This window comes from Reyranella sp., assembly GCF_965279625.1.
In the GTDB taxonomy this organism is placed as follows: domain Bacteria; phylum Pseudomonadota; class Alphaproteobacteria; order Reyranellales; family Reyranellaceae; genus Reyranella.
Genome location: NZ_OZ257251.1, coordinates 5,564,038 through 5,576,093, shown reverse-complemented (window position 1 = coordinate 5,576,093; position 12,056 = coordinate 5,564,038). Strand labels below are relative to the sequence as shown.

The window sequence follows — 12,056 nt, the reverse complement described above, 5'->3', positions numbered from 1 at the left end:
GCCTAGAACGGAATGTCGTCGTCGAGCTCGGCCTTGCCGCGCGGTGCAGCGCGGCCGCCCCCGCCACCACCACCGCCGCTCGGCATCCCGCCGCCGCCGGACATGCCGCCGCCGCCGAAATCGTCGTCCATGCCGCCGCCCCCGCCGCCCTCACCGCCGCCGCTGCGGCCGTCGAGCATGGTGAGCGAGCCGCCGAAACGCGGAATGACCACTTCGGTCGTGTAGCGTTCCTGGCCGCTCTGGTCGGTCCACTTGCGGGTGGTGAGCTGGCCTTCGAGATAGATCTTGGCGCCCTTCTTCAGGAACTTCTGGGCCACTTCGGCCAGCTTGTCGTTGAAGATCACGACGCGGTGCCACTCGGTGCGTTCCTTGCGCTCGCCGCTGTTGCGGTCGCGCCAGGTCTCCGACGTCGCCACCGACATGTTCACCAGCGAACGGCCGTCCTGCATGGACTTCACTTCGGGGTCGCGGCCGAGATTGCCGACCAGAATGACTTTGTTGACGCTGCCCGCCATGGGGGCCTCCTTGGCTTTCCCGGCACCGCAGGACGCGGCACCTACCTCACGGCGGGCAACCTAGCTCCGGGAGCCTGTGGGAAACACCTAACTTCGGTTGTGAAGTTAGGTCTGCTCATGAGCGCCCTCCGACAATTCATTGGTTCCGGCAACAAACTCTCCCGTATCTTCCCCGGCCATGAGCAAATCCTTCCACGTTCCCCAGGTTTCGACCGGCCAAGCCTACGCCATGCTGGGCGGCGCGGCCCTGATGATGACCCTGGCAATGGGCATCCGGCAGAATCTCGGCCTGTTCCAGGCGCCGGCCTCCAAGGAACTGGGAATCGCGATCTCGGACTTCGCCCTGGCGATCTCCGTGCAGCAGGTCGCCTGGGGCCTGAGCCAGCCGGTTGCCGGCTTCTTCGCCGACAAATACGGGACGCGCTGGGTCGCAATGATCGGCAGCGCCCTGTACATCCTCGGGATCTGGCTGACCGCCACGGCGCAGGCCGCCCTGCCCATCATCCTGGGCGCCGGCGTCCTGATCGGCGTGGCGCTGGCCTGCACGACCTCGGGTATCACCGCCAATATCGCCGCCCGCGTCGTCGAACCGGGGCGCCGGACATTGGCCTTCGGTATCGTCTCGGCTGCCGGCTCTGTCGGCACCATGGTGACGGCGCCGATCGCGGCCTACCTTCTCAATACCGACGGCTGGCGCGCGGCGGTCTGGGCCTTCGTCATCCTGGCGCTGGCCATGCTGCCGGCCGCCTGGATCGGCAGCCGCGCCGACAAGCTGCCCAACACCCTGTCGACCGATCGCAACCTCACCCTGGCGGGCGCGCTCGACGAGGCGCGGCGCCACACCGGCTATGTCGTGATGGCGCTCGCCTTCTTCGTCTGCGGGCTGCAGCTCGTCTTCATCACCACCCACCTGCCGACCTATCTCGCCCAGTGCGGCATGGACCCGTCCTACAGCGCCGTGGCGCTGATGCTGATCGGCGGCTTCAACATCCTGAGCTCATGGCTGTTCGGTTGGCTGGGTGACAAATACCCCAAGCGCCTGCTGCTGGGGACGATCTACCTGCTGCGCTCGCTGGCGGTGGCGCTGTTCTTCCTGTTCCCGCCGACGCCGCTCTCGGTTGTGCTGTTCGGTGCCGCCATGGGCACGCTCTGGCTGGGGGTCATTCCGCTGGTCAACGGGCTGGTAGTGCAGATCTTCGGCCTGCGCTTCCTGTCGACCCTGACCGGCATCGCCTTCCTCAGCCACCAGGCCGGATCCTTCCTCGGCGCCTGGGGCGGCGGCTATCTCTTCGATCTGATGGGCTCCTACGACCTCGCCTGGAAGATCGGCGTCCTGATCGGGCTGATCGCGGGTACCGCGCAGCTTCTGATGAACGACCGGCCGACCGCTCGGGTGCTGGCAGCGCAAGCATCGCCAGCTTGACGCAGGGCACTGGCGGAGCTGTGGGATAATCGCCATATGCGCTGATCCCGCGCATACCTTATGGTTCCGGTCCTGATGGCCAAGTCCCGCTTACCCGCTGCCGAGCCGCATCGCTTCATCTCCGTACGGGGGGCGCGCGAGCATAATCTCAAGAACGTCGACGTCGACCTGCCACGCGACAGGCTGGTGGTGATCACCGGCCTCTCCGGCTCGGGCAAGTCGTCGCTCGCCTTCGACACGATCTACGCCGAGGGCCAGCGTCGCTACGTCGAAAGTCTCTCGGCCTATGCCCGCCAGTTCCTCGAGCTGATGCAGAAGCCGGACGTCGATTCGATCGAAGGCCTCTCGCCCGCGATCTCGATCGAGCAGAAGACGACCTCGCGCAATCCGCGCTCGACGGTCGGCACCGTCACCGAGATCTACGACTATCTGCGCCTGCTGTTCGCGCGCGTCGGTGTGCCCTACTCACCGGCGACCGGACTGCCGATCGAGAGCCAGACCGTCTCGCAGATGGTCGACCGCATCAAGACGATGCCCGAGGGCACGCGCCTCTATCTGATGGCGCCGATCGTGCGCGGTCGAAAGGGCGAGTACCGGAAGGAACTGCAGGACCTGCAGCGCAAGGGCTTCCAGAGGGTCAAGGTCGACGGCAAGCTTTACGAGATCGCCGAGGCGCCCGCGCTCGACAAGAAGTTCAAGCACGACATCGACGTGGTGGTGGACCGAATCGTCGTGAAGCCCGATCTCGGCAACCGCCTCGCCGATTCGCTCGAGACGGCGCTTACCCTCGCCGAGGGCCTGGCCATCGCCGAGAACGCCGACAATGGCGAGCGCACGGTCTTCTCCGCCCGCTTCGCCTGTCCGGTCTCAGGTTTCACCATCGAGGAGATCGAGCCGCGCCTCTTCTCCTTCAACGCACCACAGGGTGCCTGTCCGGCCTGCGATGGCCTGGGTGTGAAGATGTTCTTCGATCCGGAGATGGTGGTGCCGGACGACCGGCTCTCGCTCTCCGAAGGTGCGGTGGCGCCGTGGGCCGATTCGTCGGGCCAGTATTACATGCAGACGCTCGAGAGCCTCGCCAAGCACTTCAAGGTCAAGACCTCGGTGCCGTGGCGCGACCTGCCGAAGAAGGTGCGCGACACGATCCTGTACGGCAGCGGCAGCGAGTCGGTCGCCATGCGTTACGACGACGGCATCCGCCAGTATCAGACGACCAAGCCGTTCGAGGGCGTGATCCCCAATCTCGACCGCCGCTGGCGGGAGACCGACTCCTCGTGGGTGCGCGAGGAGCTGGAGCGCTTCCAGCACGAGAGCAAGTGCGAGGTCTGCAACGGCGCCCGCCTCAAGCCCGAGGCGCTCGCTGTCAAGATCGCCGGCCTCAACATCAGCCAGACCACCGAGTTCTCGATCGGCGAGGCGGTGAAGTGGTTCCTGGCGCTCGATCCCAAGCTCACGGCCAAGCAGCGCGAGATCGCCGCCCGCATCCTGAAGGAGATCAACGAGCGGCTGGGCTTCCTCGACAATGTCGGCCTGTCCTACCTGACTCTCAACCGCACGTCGGGCACGCTGTCCGGCGGCGAGAGCCAGCGCATCCGCCTCGCCTCCCAGATCGGCTCCGGCCTGACCGGCGTGCTCTATGTGCTCGACGAGCCGTCGATCGGCCTGCACCAGCGCGACAACGACCGCCTGCTGAAGACGCTGACGCGCCTGCGTGACCTCGGGAACACGGTGCTGGTGGTCGAGCATGACGAGGACGCCATCCGTTCGGCCGACTATCTCGTCGACATGGGCCCCGGCGCCGGCGCGCTCGGCGGCAGCGTCGTCGCCCAAGGCACGCCCGAGGAGGTGATGCGCAACAGCGCGAGCCTTACCGGCCAGTATCTCTCCGGCTTCCGCCAGGTCCCCATTCCGAAGGTGCGGCGCGAGCCGCCGCCGAAGAACGGCCGCTGGCTGACCTTGAAGGGCGCCAAGGAGAACAATCTCCAGAACGTGACGGCCAGCATCCCGCTCGGCACCTTCACCTGCGTCACCGGCGTGTCGGGCAGCGGCAAGAGCACCCTGATCGTCGAGACGCTCTACAAGGCGCTGGCCAAGCAGCTGAACAAGGCGCGCGAGCATGCCGGCGCCCACGCCGGGCTCGAGGGCGTCAATCATCTCGACAAGATCGTCGACATCGACCAGTCGCCGATCGGCCGTACTCCGCGCTCGAATCCGGCGACCTATACCGGTGCCTTCTCGCCGATCCGCGACTGGTTCTCGCAACTGCCGGAATCGACCGAGCGCGGCTACAAGCCCGGCCGCTTCTCCTTCAACGTGAAGGGCGGCCGCTGCGAGGCCTGCCAGGGCGACGGCGTCATCAAGATCGAGATGCACTTCCTGCCCGACGTCTACGTCGAGTGCGACGTCTGCAAGGGCAAACGCTACAACCGCGAGACGCTGGAGATCATCTTCCGCGGCAAGTCGATCGCCGACGTGCTCGACATGACGGTCGACGAGGGCTGCGAGTTCTTCAAGGCGGTGCCGGTCATCCGCGACAAGCTGCTGACGCTCCAGCAGGTCGGCCTCGGCTACATCCATATCGGCCAGCAGGCAACGACCCTGTCGGGCGGCGAGGCGCAGCGGGTCAAGCTCGCGAAGGAACTGTCGCGCCGCGCCACCGGCCGCACGCTCTACATCCTCGACGAGCCGACCACCGGTCTCCACTTCGAGGACGTGCGCAAGCTGCTGGAAGTGCTGCATCGCCTGGTCGAGACCGGCAATACGGTGCTGGTGATCGAGCACAATCTCGAAGTCATCAAGACCGCCGACTGGGTCCTCGACATGGGCCCCGACGGAGGATCCGGCGGCGGCCGCCTCGTCGCCGAGGGCCCGCCCGAGGCGATCGTGAAGGTGCCCGAGAGTTATACGGGCCAGTACCTCGCCCGCCTGCTGCCGCGCAGTTCGACGGCAAAGAAGCGCGCTTAGGAGCCGGAGCCCTTCCGGGCGAGATTGAATCGATCCGAGCCTCCCACACTTACCTCATCCTGAGGAGCCGCGCCTTGCGCGGCGTCTCGAAGGATGGGCCACAGGCACGGTGCGCGTTCCCACCCTTCGAGACGCATCGCTGCGCGATGCTCCTCAGGGTGAGGTCAACGGGGCTGTTCATAGCCTCTTGTTTTAGCTGCATTCATTTCCGGCCAGCCTCTGAGGAGCGAACGCAGTGAGCGTCTCGAAGGGTGAGCAGGAGCCCCGCGCTGCTTCCTGCCTCCCTCAACCCCCAACACGAAGCTTGATTTGGGGGAGGGGGTGCGACATCCGGTTCATTTATTTCGTTTATTTCGGTTGTTTCGTTTATTGGCCAGGACGCCGGTTTATTTGAGCGGCCTGCTGGAAGGTCGAGATCGCGGTGACGCAGGCGGCGCTGCCTCGTTCGTCGGCTTCCCAGCCCGCGACGGTCAGCTGGCCCGTCGCGGGGCACATCTCGACCGAGAGGCGCGTGCAGGCGTTCAATACCGGCGCGGCCACCCACTCCAGATCGGCCGCGTCACGCCCGGTCCACGCGGCGAGCGCGCTGCGGCGGCGGATATTGTTCTCGACCGGCTCGCCGTCACCGCAGGCGCGGGGCCGCCACTCCGGATGGCGTTCGCGCCAGTCGTTGGCGAAGGCGGTGTCGTCGCGATAGGTCCGTGCGCTGGTCTCCTTGCGTTCGATCACGATGCGCTCGCCGGGCCGGGTGCCGACCAGCAGGAACAGGACGGGTCGTGCGACCGGCGAGGTCTCGAGCTGGCGGCGCGCGTCGTCGAAGCTCGTGCAGGTCTCGAAGACGTGGCGAAGCAGATGTTCGGGCGGCAGGCGCCCGCTGCCCGGCAGGCCGCCCAGCGCGTTCAGCACATAGTCGAGCCACAGCAACACCGGTGTCCGCCAACGCCGGCGCATCGGCGCCTGGTTGATCGAGGCGGCGAAGCGCGCCGGGGCCACCGCGGTCAGCACGCCGACGAAGCCCGGCCAGGTGACGTTCAGAAATCCGCCGGCCGCGCCGTGCTGGCGCCTCACCTCGACGAGGCGGCCGAGACCGGGAAACGGCCAGTCGAGCGTGCGACGGAGACGCGGCCCCTGCGCGGTGTCGTCGGCCAGCGCGGTGCAGCCGAAGAGGTAGGCGCCGTGCAGGAGCCAGATGCCTGGTTTCCTCAGGGTGCGGGCGACGATGTCGATCTCGGCGGCGTAGGCGGTCCCTGCCCGCTTCATCCAGGCGCGCACGATCGGGTCGGCGAGCCTGGCCAGCAATCCCCCGAGCGGCAGCCAGCCGAGGCAGGCGTCGCGAACGGCCAAGGCTTCGGCCTCCCGCTGGCGCACATGACCGGAGGCCGCGCCGTCCGACACATCGATAGCCTTCGCCGATTTTATAATTGAGTGATTGCTCACTCATGGGATTTCCGTCAAGCCGAGGTCAGCGACGTTCCCAGTCGATTCGTCCCAAATCGTAGGCGAACTGGCGCTCGACCACCGTTGCCGTGGCGTCGGAAGCGTCGCCCTTGCGGTCCGTCACGCGCTGCTGCGCCACGTCCTTGGGGACATCGAGCCAGATGCCCTGGAACGGCACGCCGACCATGCGCGCCAGCGCCTCGGCCGCGCCCCGTTCGTCGGCCCGGGCGAAAACGGCATCGAACACGACGCTGTGCCCCGCCCGCAGCACGCGCCCGGCGCGCGCGAGGCACGCGGCATAAATTCGAGCGGACGCCTCCGGCGAATAGCTCCCCGCCGGCATGCGATCTTCCAGAGGCACGCCCGCCTGTCGCTTGCGCTCGACATCGGTCCGGACCACGACGGCGCCTGGCGTGCGGCCGATCTCCGGGGCGAGCTTCAGCGCCAGCGTGGTCTTGCCACTGCCCGACAGGCCGCCGATCGCGACCAGGCGCGGCGGCGCGGGCTGCAGGAAGGCCAGCGCCGCTTTCTGGTAGGCGCGCGCCGGCGCATTGTCGGCGCCGCTGACGGCCGTGACCGCCGAATCGACATAGGCGCGGATCGCGGCGCGGCGCGCGAGGAACATCGGCAGCAACGCCAGCGCCTCCTCATGCGAGGCGCCCTCGACCTCGCCGACCCGCCACAGCCATTCGTTCAGCAGCCGGTTGGCCAACGCCCCCAGCCCCTGCCGCGCCAGGTCCATAAGCGCGAAGGCAAGGTCGTAGAGCACGTCGATATTGGCGATCTTGTCGGAGAATTCGATCGCGTCGAACGGCACGGGCTGGCCGTTCAGGGTCACGATGTTGCGCAGGTGCAGATCGCCATGGCAGCGCCGGATCGCGCCGGCCGCGACGCGGCGCGCCACGAGATCCACGAAAGGCTCGAGCGACCCCGGCATCGCCTCGGCCAGCGCCTCGCTGGTCGGTGGATCGAGCCGGTCCCCCGCCTCGCGCATCTGGCGGACATCGGCCGCCACCGAATGACGGTAATCGTCGGGCGAACAGAAACCCGAGGCGATGGCCGGCAACCCGTCATGGAACTGTGCCACGCGGCCGCCGAGCGCCGCCATGAGCTCCGGCGTCAGCGCGCCGCGCGCCGCCATGCGGTCGAGCAGCCCCTCCTCGTCGAAGCGCCGCATCACGACCAGCCAGTCGACAGCTTGTCCGGAGGTTTCACCGACCTCGCCCAGCGCCAGCTTGCCGTCGCGCCGCATCACCGGGGCGATGCCAAGATAGATTTCCGGGGCGGAGCGCCGGTTGACGTCGATCTCGGCGGCGCACATCGCGGCGCGCCGGGCCTCGGTCGAGAAGTCCATGTAGGGGAACTTCACGGCCCGCTTCAGCTTGTAGGCGCGCTCCCGGCACAGGAAGACGACGGCGCCGTGCGTGTCGATCTTCCGCTCCGGCTTCAGCTCGGCCTCGAGGAAGGCAACCGTCTCGGACTGGTCCTCGACGATGAAGGAAGGACGCATGGTCATGGGTTCCTGGAAAGGGACGTTTATGGGTTGGGGTGTCGGATCAAAGGTCCTTCGCTGCGCTCAGGAAGACAATTTTGCCGGAACGGACGCAGTGCGTTCATGCAAAAACCGCTGTCATCCCGAGCGCAGCGAAGGACCTTTCGCATTCAACGAAGACGGATCGACGTGGATGATGATCTCCGCCCCGGGAAAGGCCCTCGCAATCTCGGCCTGCACCTCGAGGCCGATCGCGTGTCCCAGCACGACCGAGAGGTCGCGATCGACCTCGATATGGAGCTGGATAAACTTGGTGAGCCCGCTCGACCGGGTCTTCAGATCGTGCGCGTCCTTCACGCCGGGATGCGCCCGCGCGATCGCCTCGATCTTCCGGCTGTCCTCGGCCGGCAGCTCGTGGTCCATCAGCACGTTCAGCGATTCACGGCCCACCGTCCACGCGCCATGCATCAGGTAGAGCGCCACGAGGGCCGCGACACCGCTGTCGATCAGCGGCTGGTCCAGCAGGCCCGACAGGAAGACGCCCGCGCCGGTGACCAGGGTCGCCACGAGATCGGTGTTGTAGTGGGCCATGTCGGCACTGATGGCGAGCGACCCGCTGCGCCGCACGACGTACTTCTGGAACGTGACGAGGCACAGGGTCAGCCCGATCGCCACCGCGCTGACGGCAAGGCCGATCCCTTCCTCGCGAACCTGCCGGGGATTGCCCAGTCGCTCGACGATCGCGACCAGGAGCGCACACCCCGAGGCGGCAATGAACCCGGCCTGGATGAGTCCCGCCAGCCCCTCGGCCTTGCCGTGACCGAACCGATGATTGTCGTCTGCCGGCACGAGCGACTGCCGCACTGCGAAGAAGGTCACCATCGAGCTGACGAGATCGAGCGACGTATCGACCAGCGAGGACAGCATGCTCACCGAATCGGTGAGCCGCCAGGCCAGGAACTTGGCGACGATCAGGATGAGCGCCGTCGACATCGAAGCGACGGTCGCCAGTCGCATCAGCCGTTGGGGCTCCATCGCCATCACGCCCTCACGGATAAAGCGTACGCGTGGTCCACGGCTCGGTGGGAGCGCTGCGCCGATATTCCAGCCGGTCGTGCAGCCGGAAGGCGCCGTCCTGCCAGAATTCGATCAGGTTCGGCTGCAGGCGGAAGCCGGACCAGTGCGGTGGCCGCGGCACCGTCCCGATCACGTGGCGGGCGCCATACTCCGCCACCCGCTTCTCCAGCGCGAACCGGCTCTCCAGCGGCCGCGACTGTTCCGAGGCCCAGGCGCCGATCTGGCTGCCCCGCGCCCGGCTCGCGAAATAGGCGTCGGCCTCGGCGGCGGTCGTCTGGGTGACCGGTCCCTCGAGGCGAACCTGGCGCCGCAGCGACTTCCAGTGGAAAAGCAGCGCCGCCTTGGGATGGGCCAGGAGATGGTTGCCCTTCCGGCTTTCATAGTTTGTGTAAAACACGAAACCGTCGGCGTCATAGTCCTTCAAAAGGACCATGCGTACGGCGGGCGTGCCGTCCGGACCGACCGTGGCCACCGCCATGGCGGAGGGGTCATTGGGCTCGGAAGTGGCGGCTTCGCCGTACCAGGCGGCGAAAAGCTCAAGCGGATCGGTCGTTTCCCTGATCATGACCACAATATGAGGGGGCCCGGCCCGTTCCACCACCGGCATCTTGTCCCAATACCGTTCCCCAGCTAGAACGAGGCATGACCGTAGCTGCACAACTGATGGCCGGTAAAAAAGGCCTCGTAATGGGCGTCGCCAACGAACGCTCGATCGCTTGGGGGATTGCCAAGGCCTGCCACGACCAGGGGGCCGAGGTGGCCTTCACTTTCCAGGGCGAAGCCCTGGAGAAGCGTGTGCGGCCGCTGGCCAACTCGATCGGCGCCAAGATCATCGAGCCGTGCGACGTCACCAACCCCGCCAGCATCGACGCCGTCTTTGCCAAGCTGGAGAAGGAATGGGGCAAGCTGGACTTCGTCGTCCACGCCATCGCCTTTTCCAACAAGGACGAGCTGCGCGGCCGTTATCTCGACACCTCGTCCGACAATTTCACCCTCACGATGAACGTGAGCGTCTACTCCTTCACCGCGGTGGCGCAGCGCGCCGTGCCGCTGATGAAGGATGGCGGCAGCCTCCTCACCCTCACCTACTACGGCGCCGAGCGGGTGATCCCGCACTACAACGTCATGGGCGTGGCCAAGGCCGCCCTCGAGGCAAGCGTGCGCTACCTGGCGGCCGATCTCGGCGAGCAGAAGATCCGCGTCAACGCGATCTCGGCCGGCCCGATCAAGACGCTGGCCTTCGCCGGCATCAACGACGGCCGCTACATCCTGAAGTGGAATGAGCTCAACTCCCCGCTGAAGCGCAACGTCACGACCGAGGAAGTCGGCAATGCCGGCCTCTATCTCCTGTCCGACCTCGGCACCGGCGTGACCGGTGAAGTGATGCACGTCGATGCCGGCTACCATGTCGTCGGCATGATCAACACCTCGTCCGCGAAGCAGATCGCCGAATTGCTCGGCAACTTCGAAGGCGAGTAGCGCAGGAGGCCGGCAGGCCATGGCCGGCAGCAGTTTCGGTACCCTTTTCCGGTTCACCAGCTGGGGCGAAAGCCACGGGCCCGCGATCGGCTGCGTGGTCGACGGCACGCCGTCGCGCATCGCCCTCACCGAGGCCGATATCCAGGTGTGGATGGACAAGCGCCGTCCCGGCCAGTCCCGCTTCGTCACCCAGCGCCAGGAGCCGGACACGGTGAAGATCCTGTCCGGCGTGTTCGAGGGCGTCACGACCGGCACGCCGATCGGACTGCACATCGACAATGTCGACCAGCGCAGCCGCGACTACGGCGAGATCAAGGACCAGTTCCGCCCGTCCCACGCCGACTACACCTATCAAATGAAGTACGGCGTGCGCGACTATCGCGGCGGCGGCCGCCAGTCGGCGCGCGAAACCGCGGTGCGCGTTGCCGCCGGGGCCATCGCGCGGAAAATCCTGGGGGATGGCGTCACCATCCGCGGCGCCGTGGTCCAGATCGGCACGCAGAAGATCGACCGCGCCAACTGGGACTGGGACGCCACCGGCGACAATCCCTTCTGGTGCCCCGACCGTCAGGCGGCGCAGAACTGGGAGGGCTACCTCGACGATGTGCGCAAGCGCGGCAGCTCGTGCGGCGCCGTGATCGAGATCGTGGCCTCTGGCGTGCCCGTGGGCCTGGGCGACCCGGTCTACGACAAGCTCGACGCCGACCTCGCCAAGGCGATGATGAGCATCAATGCCGTGAAGGGCGTGGAGATCGGCGACGGCTTCGCCGCGGCGGCGATGAGCGGCGAGGAGAATGCCGACGAGATGCGCATGCAGGACGGCCACCCCGCCTTCCTCAGCAACCATGCCGGCGGCATCCTGGGCGGCATCTCGACCGGCCAGGACATCGTCTGCCGTCTCGCGGTCAAGCCCACCAGTTCCATCCTGACGCCGGTCCGCAGCGTCGACCGCAACGGCCGCGAGATCGAGCTGCGCACCAAGGGCCGCCACGATCCCTGTGTCGGCATCCGCGGTACGCCGGTCGCCGAAGCTATGATGGCGTGTGTCCTCGCGGACCATCTGCTGCGCCACCGAGCGCAGGCCGGTTAGCGCTCAGCGTGGCCGCCCGGCAAGCCCTGGAAGCGCGCTACGGCACGCTTCACAACGCGGGCATGGCCGTCGTCTCGCTGTTGATGATCGGCACGGCGATCGCCCATTTTGCCTCGGGCAACTCGGCCAACGCGCCGACGCTTTCCCTGAACGATCCGCGGTTCGTGCTGTTCTCGGTCCTCGCGCTGGCGATGGCCTACTATGTCTACGCAGGGATCAGCCGCTATCTCAATCGCACCCCGCAGATCGTCATCGACCATGACGGCATCACCCTGGGATTTGGCCGCAACGCCCGCCTCGCCTGGAACGACATCCAGTGGGTGCGCCTGCGTCGCCTCGCCCTGCGCCCCCAGCTTCAGATCGGCGTCGAACCGCGGGCCTTTCTCGCAGCCGACCTGCGCCTGTCGCTCCTCAACCTCGACGACAGCCTGCGGCCGATCCGGGGCATGCCGACCGCCATCCTGGTCCGCGACAATGGCCTCGATACAAAAGCCGTGGCCATGCTTGACGCCGTGAAGACGTTCCGGCCGAATCTCGTCCAGTCCTAGCCAGCACACACAGTCACAAGAGGGAAACATT

The 12,056-nt window shown here is 66.9% G+C and carries 10 protein-coding genes; 5 read left to right on the top strand and 5 right to left on the bottom strand.

What is annotated here, in order from left to right:
• Positions 1-2 precede the first annotated feature (2 nt).
• A complete protein-coding gene (ssb, locus tag ACQY78_RS27070) occupies positions 3-515 on the bottom strand; it encodes a single-stranded DNA-binding protein (protein WP_428681139.1) in 513 nt (170 codons plus the stop codon).
• A gap of 178 nt (positions 516-693) precedes the next feature.
• On the opposite strand from ssb, the gene ACQY78_RS27065 reads away from it, so the two are divergent.
• Positions 694-1,938, top strand: a complete 1,245-nt coding sequence (locus ACQY78_RS27065; protein ID WP_428681137.1) for an MFS transporter — start codon at positions 694-696, stop codon at positions 1,936-1,938.
• Positions 1,939-2,013: 75 nt separating this feature from the next.
• Positions 2,014-4,902, top strand: a complete 2,889-nt coding sequence (gene uvrA, locus ACQY78_RS27060; RefSeq protein ID WP_428681135.1) for an excinuclease ABC subunit UvrA — start codon at positions 2,014-2,016, stop codon at positions 4,900-4,902.
• Positions 4,903-5,268: 366 nt separating this feature from the next.
• Here the strand turns inward: uvrA and ACQY78_RS27055 are convergent, their stop codons facing one another.
• The 4 genes from ACQY78_RS27055 to pdxH form a co-directional block, all read right to left on the bottom strand.
• Positions 5,269-6,246 carry a hypothetical protein gene (locus ACQY78_RS27055; protein ID WP_428681133.1) on the bottom strand — a complete coding sequence of 326 codons (978 nt, stop codon included), beginning with the start codon at positions 6,244-6,246 and terminating at the stop codon, positions 5,269-5,271.
• Positions 6,247-6,364: 118 nt separating this feature from the next.
• Entirely contained in the window at positions 6,365-7,855 is a 1,491-nt protein-coding gene (locus tag ACQY78_RS27050; protein WP_428681131.1) for an AAA family ATPase, read from the bottom strand.
• A gap of 114 nt (positions 7,856-7,969) precedes the next feature.
• Entirely contained in the window at positions 7,970-8,872 is a 903-nt protein-coding gene (locus ACQY78_RS27045; protein WP_428681129.1) for a cation diffusion facilitator family transporter, read from the bottom strand.
• A 7-nt stretch (positions 8,873-8,879) separates the two neighbouring features.
• On the bottom strand, positions 8,880-9,473 hold the full coding sequence (pdxH, locus tag ACQY78_RS27040; RefSeq protein WP_428681127.1) for a pyridoxamine 5'-phosphate oxidase: 594 nt from the start codon (positions 9,471-9,473) through the stop codon (positions 8,880-8,882).
• Positions 9,474-9,550: 77 nt separating this feature from the next.
• On the opposite strand from pdxH, the gene fabI reads away from it, so the two are divergent.
• Genes fabI through ACQY78_RS27025 form a run of 3 tightly spaced genes read left to right on the top strand, consistent with a single transcriptional unit; the run spans position 9,551 to position 12,025 of the window.
• Positions 9,551-10,387 carry an enoyl-ACP reductase FabI gene (gene fabI / locus ACQY78_RS27035; protein ID WP_422035213.1) on the top strand — a complete coding sequence of 279 codons (837 nt, stop codon included), beginning with the start codon at positions 9,551-9,553 and terminating at the stop codon, positions 10,385-10,387.
• Between the two features lie 19 nt (positions 10,388-10,406).
• On the top strand, positions 10,407-11,477 hold the full coding sequence (gene aroC / locus ACQY78_RS27030; protein ID WP_428681125.1) for a chorismate synthase: 1,071 nt from the start codon (positions 10,407-10,409) through the stop codon (positions 11,475-11,477).
• 8 nt (positions 11,478-11,485) lie between these two features.
• Positions 11,486-12,025 (top strand): hypothetical protein, encoded by a 540-nt coding sequence (locus tag ACQY78_RS27025; RefSeq protein WP_428681124.1) that lies wholly within the window; start codon positions 11,486-11,488, stop codon positions 12,023-12,025.
• The last annotated feature ends 31 nt before the right edge of the window (positions 12,026-12,056 follow it).

Excerpts from the sequence above, each read along its gene's own strand:
- ssb (WP_428681139.1), bottom strand. The coding sequence starts at position 515 with ATGGCGGGCAGCGTCAACAAAGTCATTCTGGTCGGCAATCTCGGCCGC.
- ACQY78_RS27065 (WP_428681137.1), top strand. The coding sequence starts at position 694 with ATGAGCAAATCCTTCCACGTTCCCCAGGTTTCGACCGGCCAAGCCTAC.
- uvrA (WP_428681135.1), top strand. The coding sequence starts at position 2,014 with ATGGCCAAGTCCCGCTTACCCGCTGCCGAGCCGCATCGCTTCATCTCC.
- ACQY78_RS27050 (WP_428681131.1), bottom strand. The coding sequence starts at position 7,855 with ATGACCATGCGTCCTTCCTTCATCGTCGAGGACCAGTCCGAGACGGTT.
- ACQY78_RS27045 (WP_428681129.1), bottom strand. The coding sequence starts at position 8,872 with ATGGCGATGGAGCCCCAACGGCTGATGCGACTGGCGACCGTCGCTTCG.
- pdxH (WP_428681127.1), bottom strand. The coding sequence starts at position 9,473 with ATGATCAGGGAAACGACCGATCCGCTTGAGCTTTTCGCCGCCTGGTAC.
- fabI (WP_422035213.1), top strand. The coding sequence starts at position 9,551 with ATGACCGTAGCTGCACAACTGATGGCCGGTAAAAAAGGCCTCGTAATG.
- aroC (WP_428681125.1), top strand. The coding sequence starts at position 10,407 with ATGGCCGGCAGCAGTTTCGGTACCCTTTTCCGGTTCACCAGCTGGGGC.